General features: G+C 73.7%; 21 protein-coding genes and 1 riboswitch. Of the genes, 13 read left to right on the top strand and 8 right to left on the bottom strand.

Annotated elements, in window-relative coordinates:
* Positions 1 to 118 precede the first annotated feature (118 nt).
* Positions 119 to 267, bottom strand: a riboswitch (cobalamin riboswitch).
* 454 nt (positions 268 to 721) lie between these two features.
* The 3 genes from KGS77_RS05215 (at position 722) to KGS77_RS05205 (ending at position 3,882) form a co-directional block, all read left to right on the top strand.
* On the top strand, positions 722 to 2,302 hold the full coding sequence (locus KGS77_RS05215; protein WP_242578925.1) for a TROVE domain-containing protein: 1,581 nt from the start codon (positions 722 to 724) through the stop codon (positions 2,300 to 2,302).
* Positions 2,303 to 2,629: 327 nt separating this feature from the next.
* A complete protein-coding gene (locus KGS77_RS05210; RefSeq protein ID WP_242578923.1) occupies positions 2,630 to 3,100 on the top strand; it encodes a hypothetical protein in 471 nt (156 codons plus the stop codon).
* A gap of 32 nt (positions 3,101 to 3,132) precedes the next feature.
* Entirely contained in the window at positions 3,133 to 3,882 is a 750-nt protein-coding gene (locus tag KGS77_RS05205; RefSeq protein WP_242578921.1) for a helical backbone metal receptor, read from the top strand.
* A 92-nt stretch (positions 3,883 to 3,974) separates the two neighbouring features.
* Here KGS77_RS05205 and KGS77_RS05200 read toward each other — a convergent pair whose 3' ends face one another.
* A complete protein-coding gene (locus tag KGS77_RS05200; RefSeq protein ID WP_242578919.1) occupies positions 3,975 to 5,261 on the bottom strand; it encodes a TDT family transporter in 1,287 nt (428 codons plus the stop codon).
* Positions 5,262 to 5,331: 70 nt separating this feature from the next.
* Here KGS77_RS05200 and KGS77_RS05195 point away from each other — a divergent pair, with 70 nt between their 5' ends.
* Positions 5,332 to 6,369: a LysR family transcriptional regulator gene (locus tag KGS77_RS05195; protein WP_242578917.1), complete on the top strand. Its 1,038-nt coding sequence runs from the start codon at positions 5,332 to 5,334 to the stop codon at positions 6,367 to 6,369.
* A gap of 143 nt (positions 6,370 to 6,512) precedes the next feature.
* Here KGS77_RS05195 and KGS77_RS05190 read toward each other — a convergent pair whose 3' ends face one another.
* The 4 genes from KGS77_RS05190 to KGS77_RS05175 all read right to left on the bottom strand — a co-directional run bounded on the left by KGS77_RS05190 (position 6,513) and on the right by KGS77_RS05175 (position 10,706).
* The gene (locus KGS77_RS05190; RefSeq protein WP_242578915.1) at positions 6,513 to 7,448 is read right to left on the bottom strand and encodes a methyltransferase; all 936 of its coding nucleotides are present in this window, start codon (positions 7,446 to 7,448) and stop codon (positions 6,513 to 6,515) included.
* Between the two features lie 70 nt (positions 7,449 to 7,518).
* Positions 7,519 to 8,268, bottom strand: coding sequence for a gamma-glutamyl-gamma-aminobutyrate hydrolase family protein (locus KGS77_RS05185; protein ID WP_242587300.1), 750 nt, complete (start codon positions 8,266 to 8,268; stop codon positions 7,519 to 7,521).
* Between the two features lie 87 nt (positions 8,269 to 8,355).
* A complete protein-coding gene (gene eat / locus KGS77_RS05180) occupies positions 8,356 to 9,828 on the bottom strand; it encodes an ethanolamine permease (RefSeq protein WP_242578913.1) in 1,473 nt (490 codons plus the stop codon).
* A gap of 101 nt (positions 9,829 to 9,929) precedes the next feature.
* Positions 9,930 to 10,706 (bottom strand): FCD domain-containing protein, encoded by a 777-nt coding sequence (locus KGS77_RS05175; RefSeq protein WP_242578912.1) that lies wholly within the window; start codon positions 10,704 to 10,706, stop codon positions 9,930 to 9,932.
* A gap of 73 nt (positions 10,707 to 10,779) precedes the next feature.
* On the opposite strand from KGS77_RS05175, the gene KGS77_RS05170 reads away from it, so the two are divergent.
* From KGS77_RS05170 to KGS77_RS05155, 4 genes are all read left to right on the top strand, one after another.
* On the top strand, positions 10,780 to 12,147 hold the full coding sequence (locus KGS77_RS05170; RefSeq protein WP_242578910.1) for a glutamine synthetase family protein: 1,368 nt from the start codon (positions 10,780 to 10,782) through the stop codon (positions 12,145 to 12,147).
* Between the two features lie 103 nt (positions 12,148 to 12,250).
* Complete coding sequence (locus KGS77_RS05165) at positions 12,251 to 13,666, top strand: aldehyde dehydrogenase family protein (RefSeq protein ID WP_242578908.1); 1,416 nt, start codon at positions 12,251 to 12,253, stop codon at positions 13,664 to 13,666.
* Positions 13,663 to 14,448, top strand: a complete 786-nt coding sequence (locus KGS77_RS05160; protein ID WP_242578906.1) for a 3-oxoacyl-ACP reductase — start codon at positions 13,663 to 13,665, stop codon at positions 14,446 to 14,448. Before KGS77_RS05165 ends, KGS77_RS05160 begins: the two co-directional genes overlap by 4 nt.
* 92 nt (positions 14,449 to 14,540) lie before the next feature.
* Positions 14,541 to 15,851, top strand: a complete 1,311-nt coding sequence (locus KGS77_RS05155; RefSeq protein WP_242578897.1) for a haloacid dehalogenase-like hydrolase — start codon at positions 14,541 to 14,543, stop codon at positions 15,849 to 15,851.
* 58 nt (positions 15,852 to 15,909) lie between these two features.
* Here KGS77_RS05155 and KGS77_RS05150 read toward each other — a convergent pair whose 3' ends face one another.
* The gene (locus KGS77_RS05150) at positions 15,910 to 17,124 is read right to left on the bottom strand and encodes an amino acid deaminase/aldolase (RefSeq protein ID WP_242578895.1); all 1,215 of its coding nucleotides are present in this window, start codon (positions 17,122 to 17,124) and stop codon (positions 15,910 to 15,912) included.
* A 239-nt stretch (positions 17,125 to 17,363) separates the two neighbouring features.
* Between KGS77_RS05150 and KGS77_RS05145 the strand changes: the two genes are divergently transcribed.
* The 4 genes from KGS77_RS05145 (at position 17,364) to KGS77_RS05130 (ending at position 22,058) form a co-directional block, all read left to right on the top strand.
* Positions 17,364 to 18,560: a hypothetical protein gene (locus KGS77_RS05145; protein ID WP_242578893.1), complete on the top strand. Its 1,197-nt coding sequence runs from the start codon at positions 17,364 to 17,366 to the stop codon at positions 18,558 to 18,560.
* Positions 18,557 to 19,744, top strand: coding sequence for a type VII secretion-associated serine protease mycosin (mycP, locus tag KGS77_RS05140; RefSeq protein WP_242578887.1), 1,188 nt, complete (start codon positions 18,557 to 18,559; stop codon positions 19,742 to 19,744). Before KGS77_RS05145 ends, mycP begins: the two co-directional genes overlap by 4 nt.
* A gap of 42 nt (positions 19,745 to 19,786) precedes the next feature.
* On the top strand, positions 19,787 to 20,485 hold the full coding sequence (locus KGS77_RS05135; RefSeq protein ID WP_242578886.1) for an SseB family protein: 699 nt from the start codon (positions 19,787 to 19,789) through the stop codon (positions 20,483 to 20,485).
* A 787-nt stretch (positions 20,486 to 21,272) separates the two neighbouring features.
* On the top strand, positions 21,273 to 22,058 hold the full coding sequence (locus tag KGS77_RS05130; RefSeq protein WP_242578885.1) for an MIP family channel protein: 786 nt from the start codon (positions 21,273 to 21,275) through the stop codon (positions 22,056 to 22,058).
* Between the two features lie 56 nt (positions 22,059 to 22,114).
* Here KGS77_RS05130 and KGS77_RS05125 read toward each other — a convergent pair whose 3' ends face one another.
* Both KGS77_RS05125 and KGS77_RS05120 read right to left on the bottom strand, forming a co-directional pair.
* Positions 22,115 to 22,501 (bottom strand): DUF1844 domain-containing protein, encoded by a 387-nt coding sequence (locus tag KGS77_RS05125; protein WP_242578884.1) that lies wholly within the window; start codon positions 22,499 to 22,501, stop codon positions 22,115 to 22,117.
* Positions 22,502 to 22,582: 81 nt separating this feature from the next.
* Positions 22,583 to 23,503 (bottom strand): 4'-phosphopantetheinyl transferase superfamily protein, encoded by a 921-nt coding sequence (locus KGS77_RS05120; protein ID WP_242578883.1) that lies wholly within the window; start codon positions 23,501 to 23,503, stop codon positions 22,583 to 22,585.
* A gap of 309 nt (positions 23,504 to 23,812) precedes the next feature.
* Between KGS77_RS05120 and infC the strand changes: the two genes are divergently transcribed.
* The gene (infC, locus tag KGS77_RS05115) at positions 23,813 to 24,475 is read left to right on the top strand and encodes a translation initiation factor IF-3 (RefSeq protein WP_242587299.1); all 663 of its coding nucleotides are present in this window, start codon (positions 23,813 to 23,815) and stop codon (positions 24,473 to 24,475) included.
* Positions 24,476 to 24,563 lie beyond the last annotated feature (88 nt).

Here is a 24,563-nt window from a genome sequence, read left to right as displayed (position 1 = left end):
AGCGCCGTGCGGGCACCGGAAGGGCACGGGAAGAGGAGACCGTCCCGTACGCTCCCGCCGCCGACCCGCCCACGAGGTCACGGTCCACCGCGCACCCGGCGGGCGCACGGGCAGTGGCAGGTCTTCGGACTCGCGGGCACGCCCGGCCTCCTGGGGCCGGGCACCTACTGGCCGTCGCTTCCCGGACTCGCGTCCAGTGCGTATGACGGCGGTCGTTCCCACTCACCGCTGCGGGGCAGTTCCGGATTTCCACCGGATTCCCTCTTACGACGCTCCCGCCTGGCGGACGGGGCGAACCGACTGCGCTTGGCAGCGTACAACCCCGGTGTGACGGGCGGGTGTCGCGACGGCCACGGCCGCGACGGGCCCGGCGGCCGGCGGGGGCTGATTAATTCGGGTGACGACGCGGGGCGGGCCTTCTAGGCTCCTTTCCACGAACGCACCTCCCGGTGCGAAGACGACGGTTACTTCCGGTGCTGATTCGGGTTCGACTCCTGAAATCGTTCCGCCGTGTGCGGTACGGCGTTTACCTGCCGTCGTCGGCCTTGATCTCGGGAGGCGCGACGGCACCGGAGCGCCCGGTGCGCAGGCGGCGGTTACTTCGCTTCCCACGCAGCCCGCCGCCGACTTCCGATCTCGGGCGCCCCGGTCCGCTCCTCGCGCCTTCCCTCAGCGGCTCCGCGCACCACCGCACCACACACCGCTCCACCCGGGGGAAGAGATGAGCAAGTTCAACCGCGCCCTCAAGCGCTTCACGGGCACCGTCACCCACGAGGGCGGCGCCGCGTACACCCGGGCCGCGAAGGACGAACTGGTCCTGCTGGCCGTCGTCAACATGGTCGGTGAGCAGACCTTCTACGAGAAGGCCGGCGAGCGCGACGAGCGGTACCGGTCCCTGGTGCGGACCGTGGCCGTCCAGGACGCCGAATGGACCGCCGGCTTCCTGGCCTGGCTGCGCGGTGAGGCAGGCATGCGCTCCGCGTCGGTGGTCGCCGCCGCCGAAGCCGTCAAGGCACGGCTGGACGCCGGGCTGCACGGCGGCAACCGCCGCCTGGTGGACGCGGTGTGCCTGCGTGCCGACGAGCCGGGGGAGCTGCTGGCGTACTGGACGGGGACGTACGGGCGCGCCGTGCCCAAGCCCGTCAAGCGGGGCCTGGCCGACGCCGTACGCCGCCTGTACACCGAACGCGCCCTGCTGAAGTACGACACCGGCAGCCACGCCTTCCGCTTCGGGGACGTCCTGGAACTGGTGCACGCCACGCCCCACCCGGACCGGGCGGCCTGGCAGGGCGACCTCTTCCGGCACGCCCTGGACCGCCGGCACGGCCGCGCCAACCCCGTACCGCGGACGCTGGCGACCGTACGGGCCCGGGCCGCGCTGGCGGAACTGCCGGCCGGCGAGCGGCGGGCGGTACTGGAGCGGCCGGACGCCGCCGAGGTGCTGCGCGCGGCCGGGATGACCTGGGAGGCGGTGGCCGGCTGGCTCCGGGGCCCGATGGACGCGGCGGTCTGGACGGCGCTGCTGCCCTCCATGGGATACATGGCGCTGCTGCGCAACCTGCGGAACCTGGACGAGGCCGGAGTGCCCGACGAGGTGGCCGAGCAGGTCGCCGGGCGGCTCGCCGACCCCGCCGAGGTCGCCCGCTCCCGGCAGTTCCCCTACCGCTTCCTGTCCGCCTACCGCGCCGCGCCCTCGCTGCGCTGGGGCCACGCGCTGGAGACGGCGCTGACCGCCGCGAGCGCCAACATCCCGCGCCTGCCCGGCCGCACCCTCGTACTCGTCGACACCTCCGCGTCCATGGAAGGCCCGGTCACCGGCGGCTCCCGGATCCGGCACGTGGACGTCGGCGCGCTCTTCGGCGTGGCCCTCGCGCACCGTGGCAGCGCGGTGGACCTGGTCGGTTACGCCACCGGGCGCTTCCGGCACCCGCTGACGCCGGGCGGCTCGGTGCTCCGCGACGTCGACGCGTTCTGCGCGCGGATCGGCGAGGTGGGGCACGGCACGGAGACGGTCGCGGCGCTCCAGGCGGCCTACCGGGGGCACGACCGGGTAGTGATCATCTCCGACATGCAGGCTTTCGAGCACCGCGCGGGCCGCCGCCAGGTGTCGGTCTCCGACGCGGTGCCCGCCGACGTGCCGGTGTTCGGGGTGGACACCACGGGGTACGCCGCCTCGTCGATCGACGCCGCACGGCCGCTGCGCTACGAGATCGGCGGCTTCAGCGACAAGCTGTTCACCATGGTCGGGCTGCTGGCGGGCGGTGAGCGGGCGCGGTGGCCGTGGGAGACGGCGGCGGCGTGAGGCCGCGGGGCCTGAGGGGATGACGGAGCGGGCGTACGGCACGCGGGCGCACGGGCGTGACGGCGTGGAGGCGGTACGGGCCGACGGCGCACGGGCGTGACGGCGTGGAGGGATGAGGGCCGACGGCGCGACGGCGTGCGGGGACACGCCGGCGGGTATGAACCCGTCGTGGCCCCTCGTTCCCTGGAGGCACTTGCCCCTGACGGCGTATCGGGGCTCCGGACGGTCCTGCCCGCGTCGCGCCGGAGCGGGTTCGATGGTTCCCTCCCAGTGAGCCGGATTGTCTTTCGCGGTCACCGGGACCGCGACCGGCGGCTGGAGATGATCATGAAGGCTGTGCGTACGTCCGCCGTCGCCCTGATCGCCGTCGCCACCCTGGGCCTGGCCGCACCCGTCGTGTCGGCCTCCACCCACCCCAATCCGGTGATACCGGGCCGCAGCGTCAGCATCAGCGACGACAAGCGGTGCGGCGCGGGCCACCAGGCCAAGGCGACCTCGGACCTGTTCGGTGACGTGCCGCTGGCACCGGGGGGCGACCACATGGGCGCGGAGGCCCGGATCGGCACCTCCGCCGCGACCGGCACCTACCGGGTCACGATCGAGTGCGGGCCCGGCGGCGACCGGTTCACCGAAACCCTGGCCGTGCGCGGCGCGGACCCCTCCGCGGACGCCAGGACCGGGCTCGGCGGCGGCGTCGGCGAGGTGAGCGTCGCCCAGGCCGCGGGCGGCGTGGCGCTGCTCATCCTGGCGGGCGGGGCGTCGTACCTGATGCACCGGCACGCCGGCCGACGACCCTGACGGGGGCCGCCACGCACGCGTACGGTGGGGTGATGACCGGTCACATACCCAGGCGGCGCGTGGTGTCGCTGGTCCCGTCCCTGACCGAGGCGGTGGCCACCGAAGCACCGGACCTGCTGGTCGGCGTCACCGACTGGTGCAGCCACCCGCCCGGCCTGGACGTCGCCCGCGTCGGCGGGACCAAGAACCCGGACCTCGCCCTGATCACCTCCCTCGCGCCCGGCCTGGTCATCGCCAACGAGGAGGAGAACCGCGCGCGCGACCTCGCCGCGCTGCGGGCGGCCGGTCTGGAGGTGCTGGTCACCGAGGTACGGAACCTGGATCAGGCCCTGCGGGAACTGGAACGGGTGCTGGTACGGGGCTGCGGGCTGGCCCGGCCCGCCTGGCTGGAGGAGGCGGCGGGCGCCTGGCGCGAGGCGGAGCGGGCCGCGCCGCCCGCCACGGCCGTCCGCCGCGCCGTGGTGCCCATCTGGCGACGGCCGTGGATGGTGCTGGGCCGGGACACCTTCGCGGGCGACCTCCTGGCCCGGCTCGGCGTACGCAACGTGTACGCCGACCACGCCGAGCGCTACCCGCGCGTCCCCGTGGCGGAGCTGAACGCCTGCGGCGCGGACCTGGTCGTCCTCCCCGACGAGCCGTACCGCTTCACGGCGGACGACGGCCCCGAGGCGTTCCCCGGCCTGCCCGCCGCCCTCGTCAGCGGACGCCATCTGACCTGGTACGGCCCGTCACTGACCCGGGCCCCCGCCGTCCTGTCGGCCGCGCTGGACGCGGCCCGCTGAGGACGGCGGGCCTTTGGCGTACGGCGGTGCGCCCGCTCTTCGCCGGATGATCCGAGGGCGCCACGGCCGCGGCGCGCGACCTCCCGCCGGGCTCAGACCGTGGCCGGCAGGGGAGCGGTCGCCGGCCGGTCGTCGGGTGTCCCGCTGTCCGGCATGGGCCGGGCGGGCGGGACCAGGAGCGTGCCGCGGACCAGGCCCAGGGCGGTGTGGATCCAGGCCGCCAGCCAGGCCGTGACCAGGAGGGCGAACAGGGCCACCGCCGTCCAGGTGAAGGCGGTCAGCCCCGTGTGCCGGGCCAGGCTCGCGGCGCCGGTGACGCACGTACCGACGGGGAAGGTGAAGCTCCACCAGGTCATCGCGAACCGCAGGCCGGCCCGGAAGGCACGGACCACCAGCGCGGCGGCCAGCGCCAGCCACAGCAGTGCGAAGCCGGTCACCGGCACGCCGCACAGGACCGCGAAGGCGCTCATCGCCCGCGCGTAGGGGGCGCCGACGGCGCCGGGCGCGGCGTCCGCGAGGTTGCCCACGGCCGTCGTGGACTGCCCGAGCGGTCCCAGGACCAGGAAGAGCGTCGGCGTCAGCGCCAGCGGCGGCGGGCCGTGGCGGAGCAGCCGGGCGAAGACCAGGGGCAGCACGATCAGCGTGCCGAGAACGGACATCCCCAGCAGCGCGTAGCAGCCGAGCAGCATCGCCTCGCGCGCCTGTCCGGCGGGCAGGTGCGGGACCAGGGCGGGGCCGAGCGCCGCGGAGACCAGCGGGGGGACCAGCGGCAGCAGCCAGGCGGGCGCCGCGCTGCCCGGCCCGTTCCGGTGCCGGGTGATCATCAGGTACGGGACGGTCACGGCGACCGTGAGCCCGCTGACCGTACCGGCGCTCCACAGCACGGCGTCCACGGCGACCGCGACCCGCTCCCCGAGGATCCCCGGGCCGACGGCGAGCGCGCCGCCGCCGACCGCGAGCAGGGCCATCGGCAGGCAGCCGTAGAAGGGCGCGACCGCCGGGTCCAGGAGGTGCCGTCGTGCCTGGTCGCGGTGGCGGCCCCAGTGTGCGGCCCGGGCGGCGAGCAGCGCCGCGAGCATCATGGCGGACAGCGCCCACAGGGCCTCGTACACCCCGCGCAGCCAGGGGAAGGGCAGCGGCAGGGCGGCTCCGGCACTCGCGACGATGGCGGTGCCCATGACACAGGCGTACCAGTTGGGGCCCAGGTGACGGACCGACCGGCCCGAGGGGGCCGAGAGGGCCGGCCGGTCCGGCCGGGGCGGCAGATCCGGCCGCCCGCCACCGGCCGGCTCCCGGTCACCGGGCCGGCCGGACGAGCCGGTCCGGATGCCGGGGGAGCCGGTGGGGGAAGGGGGACGGGACGGTGCCGGAATTGCCATGGTCCCAGCATTGTCCCAGCTCCTGGACACGGGTAGAGATCAATCGCCTATGAGGGCATAAGCTTGGTTTATGAGTGAGTACATCCTTCCGGAGCCGGGCGGGAGCGGTCCGCTCTCCCACCGCGTCCCCGACCTCGGAGCGCTGGAACTGCTGCTGGCCGTGGCCCGGCTCGGCAGCCTGGGCCGGGCCGCCCGCGCCCTGGGCATCACCCAGCCCGCGGCCAGCAGCCGGGTCCGCTCCATGGAACGGCAGCTAGGGGTCGCACTGGTCGAACGCTCACCGCGCGGCTCACGCCTGACCGACGCCGGAGTGCTCGTCACGGACTGGGCACGGCGGATCATGGAGGCCGCCGAGGCGTTCGACGCCGGGGCGCAGGCGCTGCGCGACCACCGTGACTCACGGCTGCGGGTGGCCGCCAGCATGACCATCGCCGAGTACCTGCTGCCCGGCTGGCTCATCGCGCTGCGCGCCGAGCGGCCGGAGACCGCCGTCTCGCTGCTGGCCGGGAACTCCGCGGCGGTCGCCGGCCGGCTGCGCTCCGGCGAGGCCGACCTCGGCTTCGTGGAGGGCCTGGAGGTGCCCGCCGGACTGGACGGCGCGGTCATCGGCCACGACCGGCTGGTGGTCGTCGCCGCGCCCGCCCACCCCTGGGCCCGTCGCCGTACGGCGCTGACCGCGGCCGAGCTGGCCGCGACCCCGCTCATCCTGCGCGAGCGCGGCTCCGGCACCCGTCAGGTGCTGGACGCGGCCCTGGCCGCGCACGGCGGCCTGGCCCGTCCGCTGCTGGAACTGGCCTCCACCACCGCGCTGAAGGCCGCCGCGGTGAGCGAGGCGGCGCCCGCGGTGCTCAGTGAGCTGGCCGTGGGTGAGGAGCTGTCCGCCCGGCGGCTGGTCGAGATCCCCGTGCACGGGCTGCGGCTGCGCCGCGAGCTGCGGGCGGTGTGGCCCGCGGGGCAGCGGCCGGTGGGCCCGGCCCGGCACCTGCTGGGGCTGACGCGCGGCAGGGGGCCGGTGCCGGGCGCGGTACCGGGCGAGGCGGCGGGTCCGGTGCCGGATCAGGCGGCGGGTGCGGGCCCGGATCAGGCGGCGGGTGCGGTGCCGGGCTGATCCTGTGCCGGGCCGGTCCTGTGCCGGGTGCCTCCCGACGGCCGGCCGCGGACCGCCCGTTCACGGCCTGACCGCGACCACCGCCCCGTCCGCCCCCGGCCCCTCGAAGCGCACCGTCCCCACGTCGACGAACCCGGCGTCCTTCAGCCACGCCCCGTACTCCGCCGCCGTGTAGTTGCGCCCCACGTGCTCACCAGCATGTTCAGACTCATCAGCGCGGGCAGCAGCGGCCCGTCCTTGGTGTCGTCCACGAGCAGCTCGCTGATCAGGATCCGGCCGCCGGAGGGGAGGGCGGCGAAGCACTTGGCCAGGATCAGCCGGTTCGTCCGCTCGTCCCAGTCGTGCAGGACCTGGGAGAGCAGGACCGCGTCGTGCCCGGCGGGCAGTGCCGCCTCCCGCAGGAAGTCGCCGGGGGCGAAGGAGATCCGGTCCGTCAGCCCCGCCCGGCTCACCGGCTCCCGGCTGAGCTCGCAGATGAAGGGGAGGTCGAAAACGGTCGCCCGCAGCTCCTCGTAGGCCCGGCACAGTTCGATGTCGTACGCGGCTCCGCCACCGCCGACGTCCAGCAGCCGGCGCACCGGGCCGAAGTCGTAGGCGGCGGCCAGCGCACGGGCGCTGGTGGCGGACAGCGCGTACATGCTCTTCCAGAAGTGCTGCTGGAGCTCGGTGTCCTCGGGATCGAACATCGACTCCGATGCCTGGGCGTCGAAGTTGGTCGGGGCGTTGGAGCGCAGCGCCTCGCCCAGGCGCATCCAGCCCGCGTAGCGGTGGTCCAAGGAGAGCACCGCGTCCCCGAAGTAGTCGGGGCGGCCCCGCACCAGATACGTCTCCGCCTCGGGGGTGTTGGCGTACCCGGGGCCCTGGCGGCGCAGCAGTCCGAGCCCGGCGCAGGCCGTCAGCAGTTGCTCGGCCGGACGTACGGCCAGGCCGTTGCGGGCGGCCACCTCCGTCGCCGTCGAGCCGGGTGCCGCCGAGAGCTGGGAGAACAGGTCCAGACGGGTCGCCTCGGCCAGCGCCTTGGCGCCCCACATGCCGGTGACGATCTCCATCAGACGCCTGGGGGACCGCGGACTCCTCAACGGGGCCTCCTCACCGGGGCGGGACCGTGGGCCCGGCGCACGGGCCGCTGTCGCAGACCAGTGGACCACCTCACACGGCCGCGGACCAGTCGTGTGCCGCGGCGATCAGAGCGTCCGTCAGCCGTGCGTCGTCCCCGGCCTCCGGATGCCACTGCACGGCCAGCGCGAACCCGCGCCCGGACGGGCCCGGACCGGCCGCCTCCAGGGCCTCGACCGTGCCGTCCGCCGCGTACGCCGAGGGGCGCAGGCCCGCGCCGAGCCGGTCGACCGCCTGATGGTGGTACGCGGGCACGGTCACCGGCCCGGGCAGCAGCGTCTCCAGCAGCGTCCCGGGCACCGGCTCGACCGTGTGCGAGGCGAAGACGCCCGGCGGGCCGGCGTGCCCGTCCACGTGCTGGACCAGGGTGCCGCCCAGCGCCACGTTGAGCAGTTGCAGGCCCCGGCAGATGCCCAGCAACGGTACGCCGGAGGTCAGCGCCGCGTCGATCAGCGCCAGCTCCCAGGCGTCCCGGGCCCGGTCGGGCGGGCCGGTCCTGGGGTGCGGGTCGGCCCCGTACCGTACGGGCTCCACGTCCGGGCCGCCCGCGATGACCAGGCCGTCCAGCCGGGCCACCGTCCGCGCGGCGGTCGCCGGGTCGCCCGGCGGCAGCAGTGCGGCCAGCCCGCCCGAGCGCTGGACGAGCTGGTGGTAGGCGGCCGGCAGCAGGGCCGCGGGCTGCGCCCAGACGCCCCAGCGGGCGTCCTCGGCGAGGTAGGTGCTGATGCCGATGAGGGGCGGGGCGGGGGAGGGGGCAACGGGATCTCCTGAGCAGTGGGTGATGCGGTGTGATGTCTGTGATGCCTGTGATGACTTCCGTACGTCAGCCGGTACGCCGGTCGGTGCGTCTTCCGTACGTCAGCCGGTACGTCAGCCGCGTTCCAGCTCGGCCTCGGCGGCGGCCAGGGCCGCGAACTCCTCCTCGGGCGCGGAGGCCACCAGCCGGTGCCGGGACCACAGGGCGAAGTAGGCCAGCGCCACCCCGTACACGATCAGGGCGATGACCGCCGCCGCCACGTCCACCAGGAACGTCGCCACCAGCGCCGCGCAGGCCAGGACCAGGGCGACGGAGGACGTCAGCACGCCCCCGGGAGTACGGTACGGGCGCCGCAGCTCCGGTTCGCGCCGGCGCAGCACGATGTGGGAGAGCGCCATGAGCGCGTAGGAGATCGTGGCGCCGAAGACCGCGGCGTTGAGCATGCGGGCGCCGTCCCCGCTGGCCACGGCGAGGGTGAAGCCGATCGCCCCGGGCACCAGCAGACCGAGGTAGGGGGCCTTGCGGCGGCTGGTCAGGGACAGGAAGCGGGGCAGATAGCCGGCCCGGGACAGCGCGAAGAGCTGGCGCGAACCGGCGAAGATCAGGGAGAAGAAGGACGCCACCAGCCCGGCCAGCCCGGCGTAGTTGACGATCCGGCTCACGGTGGTCGGCCGGCCGCCGGGCTGGAGCGCCTGGACCAGCGGGTCGCCCACGGACCGGATGGCGGCCGAGCCCCGGGCGCCGGTCGCGGCGAGGAAGGTGACCAGCGCGAGCAGCAGCAGGACGCCCATCGCGGCGGCCATCGCCCGGGGCAGCGTACGGGCCGGGTTCCTGGTCTCCTCGGCCGCCAGCGGTACGCCCTCCACGCCGAGGAAGAACCACATGCCGAACGGGAAGGCCGCCCATATGCCGAGCACCCCGAACGGCAGCCATGAACTGGCTCCCAGGGCGTCCCGGTCCACCGGGATGTCGTCAAGGGCGCCGACGTGGAAGTCGGTGAGGGCCGCGATGGCGAAGACCACGAGCGCGGCCACCGCCACGGCGGTCACCACGAGGCTGAAGCGCAGCGCCTCGCCCACGCCCCACAGGTGGATGCCGATGAAGATCACGAAGCAGGCGAGCTGGACCGGCCAGCCGGAGGTCAGCCCGAACAGGCCCAGGGACTCGACGTAGTCGCCGATGAACAGTGAGATGGCGGCGGGCGCGAGCACGTACTCGATGAGGATGGCGGTGCCGGTCAGAAAGCCGCCCCAGGTCCCCAGCGCGCGGCGCGCGAAGCCGTAGCCGCCGCCCGCCGTGGGCAGTACGGACGCCAGTTCCGCCAGCGCGAAGACCAGGCAGGTGTACATCACGCCCATCAGGACGGCGGCCACGGCCAGGCCGCCGAAGCCGCCGTGGGCCAGGCCGTTGTTCCAGCCGGAGAAGTCGCCGGAGACGACGTAGGCGACGCCCAGGCCGGTGAGCAGGAGGGGGCCCGCGCTGCCGCGCCGCAGGGAGCGCTTCTCCAGGTACGTGTCCGGTGCGGACCGCTCGCCGCCCGGGGGACGGGTGGGCGGTGCGGTGTGCGCGTCCGTGCTGTCGGCCATGAGCCGCTCCTGCCTCGCCGAGGGGACGTCGGGTAAAGGTTCAGCGGAATACCTTTGCGTTCCCGGGCGGCCGGGCGCAAGACCCCTGCGGCAACGGCCGGTTACGAAGCCGGCGCGTCCGTGCCGCTCGTGCCACCCGGGCCGCCCGGACCCGCCGGCCCGGTCAGGAACCCCCGCAGCAGCGCCGCCGTCCCGCAGCAGTGCTCCCGCATCACCTCCCGCGCCCCGTCCGCGTCCCCCTCCAGCACCGCCTCGACCAGCGCGGTGTGCTGCGCCTGGGAGTGCTCCAGGTTCCGTACCAGCAGCGGGATGCAGTCCAGGAGGTCGTTGACGCTCGCCCGTACGGCGGCGTACTGGGCGGCGAGCGAGGGAGAGCCGGACAGCTCGGCGAGCGTCAGGTGCAGCAGCGTGTCGCGGCGGCGGTAGTCGGCAAGCGGCGCGTCGTGGGTGGCGGTCAGCGCGCCCCGCAGTCGCGTCGCCCCCGCGTCGTCCAGGCCGTGCGCGGCACACAGTCCGGCGGCCCCGACCTCCAGCACCTCGCGGAAGCGCAGTACGTCCTCGATGTCCACCGTGCCGATGCGGCGCCGCAGTTCGGCCTCGCCGGTGGACTCCGTACGGACGCGTACGAACGTCCCGCCGTACCGCCCGCGCCGGCTCTCCACCAGGCCCTGGTCCTGGAGGACCTTGAGCACCTCGCGCAGCGTCACCCGGCTGATCTGCAGTCGCTCGGCCAACTCCCGCTCGGCGGGCAGTCGTTCACCCTGCGGAACCAGGCCGAGACGGACGATCTGGAGTATCTGCTCCAGTGCCTCCTCGAAGCCGTTCCCCGCCCGTACCGGACGCAGCACGGGCGCCAGCCGGTCCGCCGTACCGTCCATCGCCACCCCTTCCCAACCAATGGTTCGTGGCCCTACCTTATGACCTCCGGACACGGCGACAGGAGGCACCACCGTGGCAGACCGCACGCCCCCGCTCCCCGTCGAGGAGCTGACCCGGCTCGTCGGCACCGGCGAGATCGACACGGTCGTCCTGGCCTTCACCGACATGCAGGGCAGGCTCCAGGGCAAGCGGTTCGCCGCCCGCTACTTCCTGGACACCGTCCTGGAAGGCGGCAGCGAGGGCTGCAACTACCTGCTCGCCGTGGACGTGGACCTCAACACCGTCGACGGCTACGCCATGTCCTCCTGGGAACGCGGTTACGGCGACTTCGCCCTGCACGGCGACCCCGCCACCTTGCGCCGTACCCCCTGGAACCCGGGCACCGCCCTGATCACCGCCGACCTCGCCTGGCACGACGGCTCCCCGGTCCTGGCCTCGCCCCGGCAGATCCTGCGCCGCCAGCTCGACCGCCTCGCCGAGCGCGGCTGGAGCGCGTACGCCGGTACCGAGCTGGAGTTCATGGTCTTCAAGGACACCTACGAGGACGCCTGGTCCCGCGGCTACCGCGGCCTGACCCCCGTCAACCAGTACAACGTCGACTACTCCGTCCTGGGGACGGGCCGCGTCGAGCCGCTGCTGCGCCGTATCCGCAACGAGATGGGCGTGGCCGGCCTGGCGGTGGAATCCGCCAAGGGCGAGTGCAACCTCGGCCAGCACGAGATCGTGTTCGTCTACGACGAGGCGCTGACCACCTGCGACCAGCACTCCGTCTACAAGACCGGCGCCAAGGAGATCGCCGCCCAGGAGGGCATGGCGCTCACCTTCATGGCCAAGTACGACGAGCGCGAGGGCAACTCCTGCCACATCCACCTCTCGCTGCGCGACGAGGCGGGCCGCCCCGTGCTGGCGGACGAGTCCGGCCCGTACGGCATGTCCGCCACGATGCGGCACTTCCTGGCCGGACAGCTCGCGGCCCTGCGCGACTTCACGCTCTTCTACGCCCCGAACATCAACTCCTACAAGCGCTTCAGGCCCGGCTCCTTCGCCCCCACCGCCGTCGCCTGGGGCCCGGACAACCGCACCTGCGCGCTGCGCGTCATCGGCCACGGCCCCTCCCACCGCCTGGAGAACCGGCTGCCCGGCGGCGATGTGAACCCCTACCTCGCGCTCGCCGCCATGATCGCGGCCGGGCTGTACGGCATCGACCACCGACTGGAACTCCCCGAGCCGTGCACCGGCAACGCCTACACCGGCGACGCCGCCCATGTCCCCACCACGCTGCGCGAGGCCGCCGCCCTGTGGGAGGCGAGCCCCATGGCGCGCGAGGCGTTCGGCGACGAGGTCGTCGGCCACTACCTCAACATGGCGCGCGTCGAGCAGGAGGCGTACGACGCCGCCGTCACGGACTGGGAGCGCTTCCGCTCCTTCGAACGCATGTGAAGCCCGTCGCCGCCCCCGTGCGGGAAGCCGCCGACTCCGTGGAAGACAAGCCGCCGACCCCGTGGAAGACAAGCCGCCGAGCGCAGGTGAGGAAAGCCGCTGCATGTTGCGAGAACTGAGCGTCATCAACCCGGCGACCGAGGAACTGGTAGCCACCGTCCCCGTCACCACCCCGGCCGAGGTCGACGCCGCCGTCCGGCGGGCCGCCCGCGCGCAGGAGAAGTGGGCCGCCCTGCCGCCCGGCGACCGGGCCCGTGTCCTGCGCCGGTTCGCCCAGGTCGTCGAGGAGAACACCGAACCGCTGGCGGACCTGGAGCTGAGGGAAGCCGGCCACCCCCTGGACAGCGCCCGGTGGGAGGCCGGCAACGTCCGTGACCTGCTGGACTACGCCGCCGGGGGAGTGGAGCGCCTGACCGGGACCCAGATCCCGGTGGCCGGCGGCCTGAACGTCACCTTCCAGGAGCCGCTGGGCGTCGTCGCCGTCATCGCCCCCTGGAACTTCCCCATGCCCATCGCCGCCTGGGGCACCGCCCCCGCGCTGGCCGCCGGCAACGCCGTCCTCCTCAAACCCGCCGAGACCACCCCGCTCACCGCCCTGCGCCTGGCACGGCACGCGCTGGAGGCCGGCGTCCCCGAGGACCTCTTCCAGGTCCTGCCCGGCGAGGGCGCGGTCACCGGCGAGGCCCTGGTCGACCACCCCGGCGTCGCCAAGGTCGTCTTCACCGGCTCCACCGCCGTCGGCCGCCGGATCGCCGCCAGGTGCGCCGCACAGACCAAGCGGCTGACCCTCGAACTCGGCGGCAAGAGCCCCAACATCGTCTTCGCCGACGCCGACCTGGAGGCCGCCGCCGCTACCGCCCCCGGCTCCTTCCTGGACAACGCCGGCCAGGACTGCTGCGCCCGCAGCCGCATCCTGGTCCAGGCGTCCGTCTACGACCGCTTCATGGAACTCCTCGAACCCGCCGTGAAGTCCTTCACCGTCGGCGACCCGGCCGACCCCGCCACCCGGATGGGCCCGCTGATCTCGGCCGCGCAGCGGGAACGCGTACGGTCCTACGTCCCCGAGGACGCCCCGGCGGCCATCCGCGGCGAGGCACCCCGGGGCAAGGGCTTCTGGTACCCGCCCACCGTCCTGGAAGGCGCCCCCGCCGACCGGGCCGCCGTCGAGGAGATCTTCGGGCCGGTGGCCGTCGCCATCCCCTTCCGGGACGAGGCCGAGGCGGTCCGTATCGCCAACGCCACCGACTACGGACTGTCCGGCTCCCTGTGGACCCGCGACATCGGCCGCGCGGTACGGGTCTCGCGCGCCGTCGCGGCCGGCAACCTCTCCGTCAACTCCCACAGCAGCGTGCGCTACTGGACGCCGTTCGGCGGGTTCAAGCAGTCCGGGCTGGGCCGGGAGCTGGGCCCGGACGCCCTGACCGCCTTCACCGAGACCAAGAACGTCTTCATCAGCACCGAGAGCACCTCAAAGAGCACCTCCGACAACACCGGGACCAGCACCGAGGAGAGCAAGTGACCGACCAGACCGCAGTGTGCCGCCGCCTCGTCGGCCGTACCGCCGTGATCACCGGGGCCGGCAGCGGCATCGGCCTGGCCTCCGCCCGCCGGCTGGCCTCCGAGGGCGCGCACGTCGTCTGCGCCGACATCGACGAGCCGGCGGGCAAGGCCGCGGCCGACGAGGTCGGCGGCACCTTCGTCCGGGCGGACGTGACCGACTCCGACCAGGTGGAGGCGCTGTTCAAGACCGCGTACGACACCTACGGATCGGTCGACATCGCCTTCAACAACGCGGGCATCTCGCCGCCCGAGGACGACTCCATCCTCACCACGGGCCTGGACGCCTGGAAGCGCGTACAGGAAGTCAACCTCACCTCGGTCTACCTGTGCTGCAAGCACGCGCTGCCCTACATGCGGCGCCAGGGCAAGGGCTCCATCATCAACACCGCGTCCTTCGTGGCCGTGATGGGCGCCGCCACCTCCCAGATCAGCTACACCGCCTCCAAGGGCGGGGTGCTGGCGATGTCCCGCGAACTGGGCGTGCAGTTCGCCCGCGAGGGCATCCGGGTCAACGCGCTGTGCCCGGGGCCGGTCAACACCCCCCTGCTGAAGGAACTGTTCGCCAAGGACCCGGAGCGGGCGGCCCGCCGCCTGGTGCACGTCCCCGTGGGCCGCTTCGCCGAGCCGGAGGAGATCGCCGCCGCGGTCGCCTTCCTCGCCAGCGACGACTCCACCTTCGTCAACGCCGCCGAATTCCTGGTCGACGGGGGCATCGCGGGGGCGTACGTCACCCCGCAGTAGGCCGTATGTAAGGTCCGAGATCCGCGCCGGAACCGGTACGGCGGCGTACCGGTCCCGGCCCTCTCCCTGCCGTCGTCCCCCGGAGAAACACTGTGCGCACCAGACTCCCCCTCACCCTGGGACTCGCCGTCGCCGCGGCCGTCTCGTCCCTCGCGGCCACCGTGCCCGCCACGGCCGCCACCCCCGCCAAGGCCCGGGAAGCCGCCGCGTCCCCGCAGCGTACGAGCTGTCCGCAGCTCTCCAGGAGCCTGAAGTGGTACGGCGAGAACCGCACCCGGCTCCAGCGGATGATCGACGAGCGCGGCACGTGCTCGCACCCCACGCCCGGTCCCCAGGGCCGTCCCGTCGCCGCCTTCGACTGGGACAACACCGTCGTCAAGAACGACATCTCCGACGCCACCCTCGCCTGGGCCCTGCGGCACGACAAGCTCCTGCGGCCCAAGAGCTGGAAGGCCACCAGCCCCTGGATGACCCGGGCCGCCCACCGCGCGCTGACCCGGGCGTGCGGCACCGCCGTCCCCGTCGGCCGGCCGCTGCCCACCTCGAAGAACACCGCCTGCGCCGACGAGATCATGGAGATCCGCGAGAGCGCCCGCACGATGAGCGGCGCCGCGGCCTTCGCCGGGGAGTGGAACCACCGGCGCACCAGGCCCGAGTACGCCTGGATCCCCCAGCTCTTCGCCGGCCTGACCCCGGCGCAACTGACCTCCTACGCCGAGCGGGCCCGCACCGAGAACCTGGCCGCGCCCATCGGCACCGAGCAGACCGTCGGCACCCACAAGGTCGCCGGCTACATCCGCTACTACGACCAGCAGAAAGACCTGATCCGCACGCTGAAGGCGGCCGGCTTCCGGGTGTACGTCGTCTCCGCGTCGGCGGAGACGATCGCCGAAGCCTGGTCGGGCGGCGTGGGCATCGACCGCGCCCACACCATCGGCGTACGCAGCCTGGTACGGAACGGCAGGCTGACCACCGGCATCCGCGGTTGCGGTGACGTCCGGGACGGGCACGGCGAGGTGCTGCCGTACATCGACGGCAAGCGCTGCCTGATCAACCAGGAGATCTTCAAGATCAAGGGCGCCGAGGCATGGCGGCTGCAGGACCCGGCACACCGCATCGCGCTGGGCGGCGGCGACGCGGACACCGACGTGACGTTCGTCGGTGACGCGACCGGGGCACACCTGGTGATCAACCGCAACAAGGCCGAGCTGATGTGCCGCGCCTATGACGACGCGGACCGGCGCTGGGTGGTCAACCCCATGTTCATCGCACCGCTGCCGCGCAGGTCCGGCACCTACCCCTGCGCCACCAAGGGCTACACCAACACCGACGGCGCGCCCGGACCGGTCCGGCGGGCCGACGGCACGGTCGTACCCGACCAGAAGGACCACATCCACGCCTGACCTCACGACGGGCCGCGCCTGACCCTGAAATCCCTTCACACGGCGCGGCCCCCGCGGATCACAAGAAGGTGTGGCCCTCACCGCGATAGGTCGGCACCGTGTCCACCACCCGGTCCCCGTCGATCAGCCGCAGCGCCTCGAAGCGCTCGCACAGCTCCCCGGCCTTCGCGTGCCGGAACCACACCTTGTCACCGACCAGCAGCTCGTCCGCGGCCGGCCCCAGCAACGGCGTCTGCACCTCGCCCGCCCCCTCCTGCGGATCCAGCCGCAGCCCCACGGGCAGATGCGGCACCGGCAGCCGGTCCCGGCCCGCCGCGCCCGAGGCCGGATAGCCGCCGCCCAGGACGGTCACCACGCCGGTGCCCGGCCTGCGCACCACCGGCAGCGCGAACAGCGCCGCCGGACGCCCCGTGAAGGACCGGTAGTTGTCGAACAGCCGGGGTACGTACAGCCCCGATCCCGCCGCGACCTCCGTCACCGCCTTCTCAGCGACCGTGTGCTGCACACTGCCCGTACCCCCGCCGTTGACGAACTCCAGATCCGGCGCCACGCCCCGCACGGCCCGTACGGCCTGCGCCCGCCGCACCACCAGTTCCCGGCGCGCCGTGGCCTGCATGACCCGTACGGCCCGGGAGAAGACCGGGCGGCCCGCCACCGCGTCCCCCACCCCCGCCACATGGCTCTCGTACGCCATCAGCCCCACCAGCCGGAACCCCGGCCTGCGCACCACCGACCGGGCCAGCTCGGCCAGTTGCGCCGGCTCGCTCACCGGGGAGCGGCGGGCACCGAAGCGCACCCGGCCGCCCAGCCGCCGCAGCGCCGTGTCCCACTCCAGGCACACCCGGATCTCTTCGCGTCCGCCCGCCCGCGCCGCGTCGATCAGGTCGAGCTGGGCGACGTCGTCCACCATCACCGTCACCGCGGCGGCGAGCGCGGGATCGGCGGCCAGCTCCGCGAAACCGGCCCGGTCCGCCGACGGGTACGCCACCAGTACGTCCGCGAACCCCGACCGGGCCAGCCACAGCGACTCGGCGAGGGTGTAGCTCAGCACCCCGGCGAAGCCCTCCCGGCGCAGCACCCGCTCCAACAGGGCCCGGCAGCGCACCGACTTGCTCGCCACCCGCACGGGCTTGCCCCGCGCCCGCCGCACCAGATCGTCGGCGTTGGCGTCGAAGGCGCGCAGATCCACGACGGCCAGCGGAGCGTCGAGATCAGCGGTCGCCCGGTCGTAACGGGCCTTGTCGCCCTGCGGGTCGAAGGTGTGCTCGGACATGGGCGCAGCCTGCCAGAAGCCGCTACCGCTGGGTAGAGGGACGGCCAGGTCCGCCGGGCGGGTGGGGTTGGAGCGCCGGCGGCGGCAGCCCGTAGAGTGGCGGGCGCCGCGACCAGCAGGTCAGCGGTGTGATGTCCGGATACCAACCGCCCTGCCCTGATTGCCGGGCGCGGCCGGCCGCATCGAGCACAACGAGCACAGCAAGCACGACGAGCACGAGGTCGCGAGGGGGAGCGCGGGTGAGCACCGAAGCCGATTACGCCGACGCGCATCGCCTCCCGCCCGTACCGCCGCCCCCGGCCCACCGCCCCGCCGTGCCGCCGCAGCCGCCCGCCGACGCGACGGCCCCCGCCGCACCGCCCGTGCCGCCGCCGGCCCCGGCCGTACCGCCACGCCCCGCCCACACACCCGCCACCCCGGGACCGGCCGCAGCCAACGCACCCGAAAACCCCGCGCCGCCGCCCACCGCCCCTGCCACCACCCCCGTCCCGGCGAAGCCCACCACCCGCCCGGTCGCCTTCCGTGACACGGCCGCGTTCCACCTGGCCAACAGCGGTGCCGCCTGGAGTGCCGGCGCCCCGTCCGGCGACGGCGCCACCGGTGCCGTAACCCCGCTGCCCGCGGCCCCGTACGGACAGACCCCGGCACCACCCGTGCAGGAACCTCACTCCACCCCCCGCCGCCCCGTCGGCCGGATCGCCGCCGCCGCGGCCTGCCTTGTCCTGGGCCTCGGCCTCCTCGGCGGCGCGCTCGCCGGAAGCTGGCTCGCCGAGGACCCCGAGGACCGCCCCGCCGCCGAGGTGACCTTCGCCCGGGGCCGCGAGGTGTGGCACAACGCCCCGGTCGACGCGCTCTTCCCGCCCGCTCTGAGCGGTCCGGCCGCAGGGCCCGGCGGCGCGGACCGATCCTGGACACGGATCGCCGTGGCCCCCGACAGCGGCTGCTCCGGCGCGTTCGACCCGCTGCTGTCCAAGGCGCTCTCCCCGGTCGGCTGCGCCCGGCTGCTGCGCGCCACGTACGTCGACGCGACCCGTACCAGCGTGATCACCGCGGGCGTGCTGATCACCAAGGCCGACCCGGCGGGCATGAAGGCACTGCGCACCCGCTTCACGAAGGAGCAACTGACCAGGCGTACGGACCTGATGCCCCGCCCGTACGCCGCCAAGGGAACCCCCGCCGCGCACTTCGGCCCCGCCCAGCGTGTGAGCTGGAGCATCCGCGTCCCGACGGACCTGCCGGTCGTCCTGTACGCGGTCTCCGGCTTCGCCGACGGCCGTACGGTCACCGACCCGCAGTCCGCCGAGGAGGCGACCAGGGCGCAGGGCACGCCCGCCGCCGAGTCGGGCCTGGGCCACGACGCGAAGGACATCGCCTACCGGGTCGAACAGACCGTCCGCAAGCAGACCGCGAAGGCCCCCGCGGAGCCGCCGCGATGACCCACACCGTGGCTCCGCGCCGCTCCCGCACCGCCCTCGCGCTCGCCGCCGTGCTCTCCACCGCCGCCCTGGCCGTACTGCCCGCCCCGCCCGCGCGGGCCGACGGCACACGCGCCGGGGAGTGGCCGCTGGCGGCGATGCACACCGAGCAGGCATGGCGCACCACCAAGGGCGAGGGCATCACCGTCGCCGTCCTGGACACCGGGGTCGACGCGAGCCACCCCGACCTCAAGGGCCAGGTGCTGCCCGGCAACGACCTGATCGGCTTCGGCGCCGAGCGCGGCGAGCGGACATGGGCCCAGCACGGCACCGCCATGTCCGGGATCATCGCAGGCCACGGCCACGGGGCCGACCACGCCGACGGCGTCATAGGCGTCGCGCCCAAGGCCCGGATCCTCCCCGTACGGGTGATCCTCGAAGACTCCGACCCACAGCGCAAAAAGGCCCGTACCGAGCGCGCCGGCGCCCTCGCCGACGGCATCCGCTGGGCCACCGACCACGGCGCGGACGTCATCAACCTCTCCCTCGGCGACGACAGCGCCTCCGCCCACCCCGACCCCCGCGAGGACGCCGCCATCCAGTACGCCCTGGGCAAGGGCGTCCCCGTCGTCGCCTCCGCCGGCAACGGCGGCAAAGAGGGCGACCACGTCTCCTACCCCGCCGCCTACCCGGGCGTGATCGCCGCCACCGCCGTGGACCGCTACGGCTCCCGCGCCGACTTCTCCACCCGCCACTGGTACGCCACCGTCTGCGCGCCCGGCGTCGACGTCATCATCGCCAACCCGGACCGCACGTACTACGAGGGCTGGGGCACCAGCGCCGCCGCCGCCTTCGTCTCCGGCGCCGTCGCCCTGGTCCGCGCCGCCCACCCGGACCTGAGCCCCGCGCAGATCAAACAGCTCCTCACCGACACCGCACGCGACACCCCCGAGGGCGGGCGCAACGACGACCTCGGCGCCGGCCTGGTCGATGTGGCCGCGGCCATCGAAGCGGGCCGCGACCTCAAACCCGCCCCCGCCGAGCCGACCCCCGCCACCTACCCCGAACGCCACTTCGGCCCCGGCCCCACCGCCTCCGACCAGACCCCCGACAGCACGGGCTGGCTCCCTTGGACCGCCGCCACCGCCGGTCTGGCCCTCCTGGCCACCGCCACCTTCCTGTGGCGCGGCGCCCGCACCCGCTGAGCCCCCCGAAAGCGGCTCAGGCGGGGCGGATAGGGTCGGGGTGTGGCGCTCAAGAACATTCCGGACCCCGGATTCTCCGACGACGACGGCTCCGCCGACCCCGAACTCGCGGCAGCCCTGGCCGCGTACGCCCAGGACCGCTCCACCGAACCCCGACTGCTGGCAGCCCTGGCCGACGCCCGGCTGCTCGTCCCCGTCGTGGCCGTGCTCGGCGAGGTGGAGACCGGCCCGGACGGGCTACGGCGGGAGAAGACCAGCGACATGGCCGTACCCACGCTCCAGGCCCCGGACGGCCGCCGGGCCCTGCCCGCCTTCACCTCCATGGACACCCTGCACCGCTGGCGCCCGGACGCCCGCCCGGTGGCCGTACCCCTGCGGCAGGCACTGCTCGCCGCCTCCCACGAGAAGGCCGACACGGTCGTCATCGACATGGCGGGGCCGGTGACCTACCAGCTCACCGGCCCCGCGCTGCGGGCGCTCGCCGAGGGACGCACCGACAGCGACCCGCTCGCCGACCCGCTCGTCACCGAGGCCCTGCGCTCGATCGTGGCCGGCGAACCGGGCGTACGGACCGCCCGCCTGGAGCCCTCCGCCGATGCCGACGGCACCCTGGCCCTGGCCCTGACCCCCGGGGCCTCCGCCCCCGAGGTCCTCCAGCGCCTGGCCCAGTCCCTGGCCGCCGACGAGACCCTGCGCGCCAGGCTTGTGCGGGGCCTCGACCTGGCCCTTTTCCGTCCGTGACGGCGCGCCGATTCGGGGTGACCGTGCGCCGTGGGGTTACCCGGCGGCCGTGTTCCCCCCTTCCCCCGTGCGGGGTGCGGTTCGCCTTCGGCGGGAGGGTTTGGTGGGGTGGGCGCTTTGCGCTTGCTGGGTGGTGGGTGGCGGGGTCGGGCCGGAGGGGGCGTGTATCAAAGCTGCTTCGCTTTACGCTTTGATACACGCCCCCTCCGGCCCGCCCCTCCCGTCCGTAGCGCGCCCACCCCTTGGGGGAGGGTTGGTAGGTGGCCCTGCGTGCGGGTTGGTGCCCCGAAGGCGGCTCCTGGTGGCAAAAAGCGCAGGGCGGGCGTATGGGGAGGTCGTGCCCCGGAGGGGGCACGCAACAGCGGCCGTACCGGCCGGGTCTTAGAACCGTTAGTGGTCACGGCCGGCGGCTCGGGGACGGCCGGGCGTGGGCGTATCGGGGACTCCCCGCAGGGCCGTGTGCAAGACGCACGCTTCCTTTCACGGCGTACCCGACACGCACACGGCCCGAGGAGTGGCCCCGGTGCGACCGCGCCCCACCCCACCCACCGACCGCACCGGGCGAAAGACCAAACAACCCCACACATGACCGACAAGGTCGCGCCGCAGGCATCGCGCCACACACAGCAACCACCCACCGGCGAGCCGCCGCCCACAAGCGCCACCACCGCCACAGGCGAAATCGGCGCGCCGCCACGGGCGGAAACCGGCGGAAAACAGGCGGCACACCCCCCACAGGCAGACAATGCGAAGGAGGAGAGCAAGAGATCCACGCGAGGAGAGTCCCATGGAGACCACGGAGACCCGCTCGGTCGTATCCGAATTCCTCGGCACGCTGCTCCTGGTGTTCTTCGCCGTCGGCTCGGCCGTCCTTGCCGGCGAGTACATCGGCACCTTCGGCATCGCCCTGACCTTCGGTTTCACCATGCTGGCGCTGGCCTACGCCCTGGGCCCGGTTTCAGGTTCCCACATCAACCCCGCGGTGACGCTCGGCATGCTGCTGGCCCACCGCATCACCGTCCGTACGGCCGTGGAGTACTGGATCGCCCAGATGCTGGGCGGCGTGATCGGCGCCGCGCTGCTCTTCCTGCTGGCCAAGCAGGTGCCGGGCCTGAAGACCAGCGAAGCGTTCGGCACGAACGGCTGGGGCGACCGCTCCGCCGTCCACATCAACCTCGGCGGCGCCTTCCTGGCCGAGGTCGTCCTGACCTTCCTGCTGGTCTTCGTCGTGCTCGCCGTCACGCACAAGGTGGCGGTGATCGGCTTCGACGGCCTGCCGATCGGTCTGGCGCTGGCCACCGTCCACCTCATCGGCATCCCGCTCACCGGCACCTCGGTCAACCCGGCGCGCAGCTTCGGCCCCGCCCTGTTCGCGGGCGGCGCCGCGCTGACCCAGCTCTGGCTGTTCCTCCTGGCGCCGCTGATCGGCGGGGCGCTGGCCGCGGTGGTGCACCAGCTCACCCATCCGCCGCAGGAGCCCAAGGTCGTCGCGGACGAACGCGCCGCCGAGCCCTCCCCGGGAGCGGCGGGCCGGGAAGGCCCGGCGTCGGGGGAGGGGCACGCGATCCCGTAGGCGGCCGGTATCTACGCGTCGTACCGGCCGTACCGGGGCCGTATCAGCCGCCCGTACTAGCCGTACACGGGCCCCGTGAACTTCTCGCCCGGTCCCTGACCCGGCTCGTCCGGTACCACCGACGCCTCACGGAAGGCGAGCTGCAGCGACTTCAGCCCGTCCCGCAGCGGCGCCGCGTGGTACGAGCCGATCTCGGTGGCGCTCGCCGTCACCAGCCCGGCCAGCGCGTGGATCAGCTTGCGGGCCTCGTCCAGGTCCTTGTGCTGGTCGCCCTCCTCGGCGAGACCCAGGTTGACCGCCGCCGCGCTCATCAGGTGCACCGCCACCGTCGTGATCACCTCGACCGCCGGCACGTCCGCGATGTCACGCGTCATGGCGTCGAAATCCGGGGACGGGGACGAGGCGTCGGGCTGCTGCGGCTGCTGAGGGGTGGCGTCGGTCATGACTCTCACATCTATAGGGGAGCGGTAAGGGAACGGGGCTCCGGGGGGCCGGGGATCAGCGTATGTGAACGTACGGGATCTTCAGTGGGTACCCCCGGCCGCGGCCTGCGCGGGCCACGTACGCAGCTCGAAGGCGGCCGGCGTGCCCGCCGGGCGGCTGAGCGCGGCGGTCCAGGAGTCCCCCAGCGGCAGATTCCGTACCCACCAGGATTCGAGCCGGTCGCCGACCGGGACCCGCAGCAGGGCCTGGGCCCGGTCCGGCCGGACGTCCAGCCGCCGCAGGTCCCCGGCGATGCCGGTGCCGACCCCCTTGAGCACCGCTTCCTTACGGGTCCAGCACCGGTAGAAGGCCCGGGTCCGCGCCTCGGTGCCCGCGTCGGTGGTGCGCTCCAGCCAGGCCAGCTCGGCGGGGGACAGGACGGTCCGGGCCAGGGCGTCCGCGTCGACGGTCCGGTGCCGTTCGATGTCCACCCCTACCGGTCCGGTGCTCACGGCGAGCAGACCGCGATCCCAGGTGTGGGAGAGGCTGATGCGCAGCGGCGTACGGGGCCACACCACCCGGGGCGGTCCGTGTCCGGGGTCCGCGCAACCCGGACAGGCGTACCGGCCCAGAGTGATCTCGCGGGCGGGTACGGACAGCACGCCGGCCAGGATGGAGCGCAGGGCCACGCGGCTGGTGACGAAGCGCCTGGCCTTGGCGGGCAGCATCCGGGCGGCCCGGGCGCGCTCCTGCTCGTCGAGCAGGCCGGCGTGACCGGGACGGGCGGTGTCCACGGCGTCGGGGGCCATGGGGGAGGCCCAGCTCCAGATGACCGTCGCGTCCTGTGGGACGGCCGTTCGCCCCGCAGTACTGTCCGTACGGCCCGCCACGTGGTCCACATGGTGCGCCGCGTGATCCACACGGTCCGCCGTGTCATCCGGACGGCCCGTCGTGCCGTCTGCACGGTCCGCCGCACCGCCCGTCGTGCCGTCCGTGCCGTATATGCCGTCGGGAAGCGTCACCAGGGCACCCTACCGAGCGCCCGGCGGCAGGCCCCCGCGGGACTGGTATGCTTGTTTGGTGACTGGCCAGGCTCACCTTGTGTCTGGCCCGCAAGTGGAGACTCCTTCTCCCACCTGATCGGCCGAGAGGCCGACGGGTCCCGGTCCAACGGTCCGCCCTCTCTTCGAGGGGGAAGCGTCCGTTATGCGCGCCCTGCGGTTCATTCGCTGGTGCTCCGGTAGTGAAGGAGCCCGCTTATGTCCCGGTCAGGGCGCTTTTCGCGTTCTGGAGCGGGTGGTCGCCACAAGAGGAACGTGGTCACCTGCCAGGTGGCCGCGTGGTGCAACCGAGGAGGATCCATCAGCGCCGAGCCCCGCATCAACGACCGGATTCGTGTCCCTGAGGTGCGACTCGTCGGTCCCAGCGGCGAGCAGGTCGGCATCGTGCCGCTTGCCAAGGCCCTGGAGCTTGCGCAGGAGTACGACCTCGACCTGGTCGAGGTGGCGGCCAACGCCCGCCCGCCGGTCTGCAAGCTCATGGACTACGGGAAGTTCAAGTACGAGTCGGCCATGAAGGCCCGTGAGGCGCGCAAGAACCAGGCGCACACGGTCATCAAGGAGATGAAGCTCCGGCCGAAGATCGACCCGCACGACTACGACACCAAGAAGGGTCACGTCGTCCGGTTCCTCAAGCAGGGTGACAAGGTCAAGATCACGATCATGTTCCGTGGTCGCGAGCAGTCCCGCCCCGAGCTGGGCTTCCGACTGCTGCAGCGGCTTGCGAACGACGTCCAGGACCTGGGCTTCATCGAGTCCAATCCGAAGCAGGACGGCCGCAACATGATCATGGTCCTCGGTCCGCACAAGAAGAAGACCGAGGCGATGGCCGAGGCCCGCGAGGCGCAGGCCGCCCGCAAGGCGGAGCGCCAGGGTGCGGCTCCTGCGGACGTGCAGCGCACCGAGGAGCCCGCCGAGGAACCCGCCGAGGCGTGATCCAGGGCGCGAGCCCCGGATCGACGCCGGGGCATCCGCCCCGGTTACCGACGGATATATCTGACGCCCCCTCCAAGCCGGTTCACCA

It is taken from the genome of Streptomyces sp. MST-110588 (assembly GCF_022695595.1).
Taxonomy (GTDB): domain Bacteria; phylum Actinomycetota; class Actinomycetes; order Streptomycetales; family Streptomycetaceae; genus Streptomyces.
This window is presented reverse-complemented; position numbering and strand designations above follow the sequence as displayed.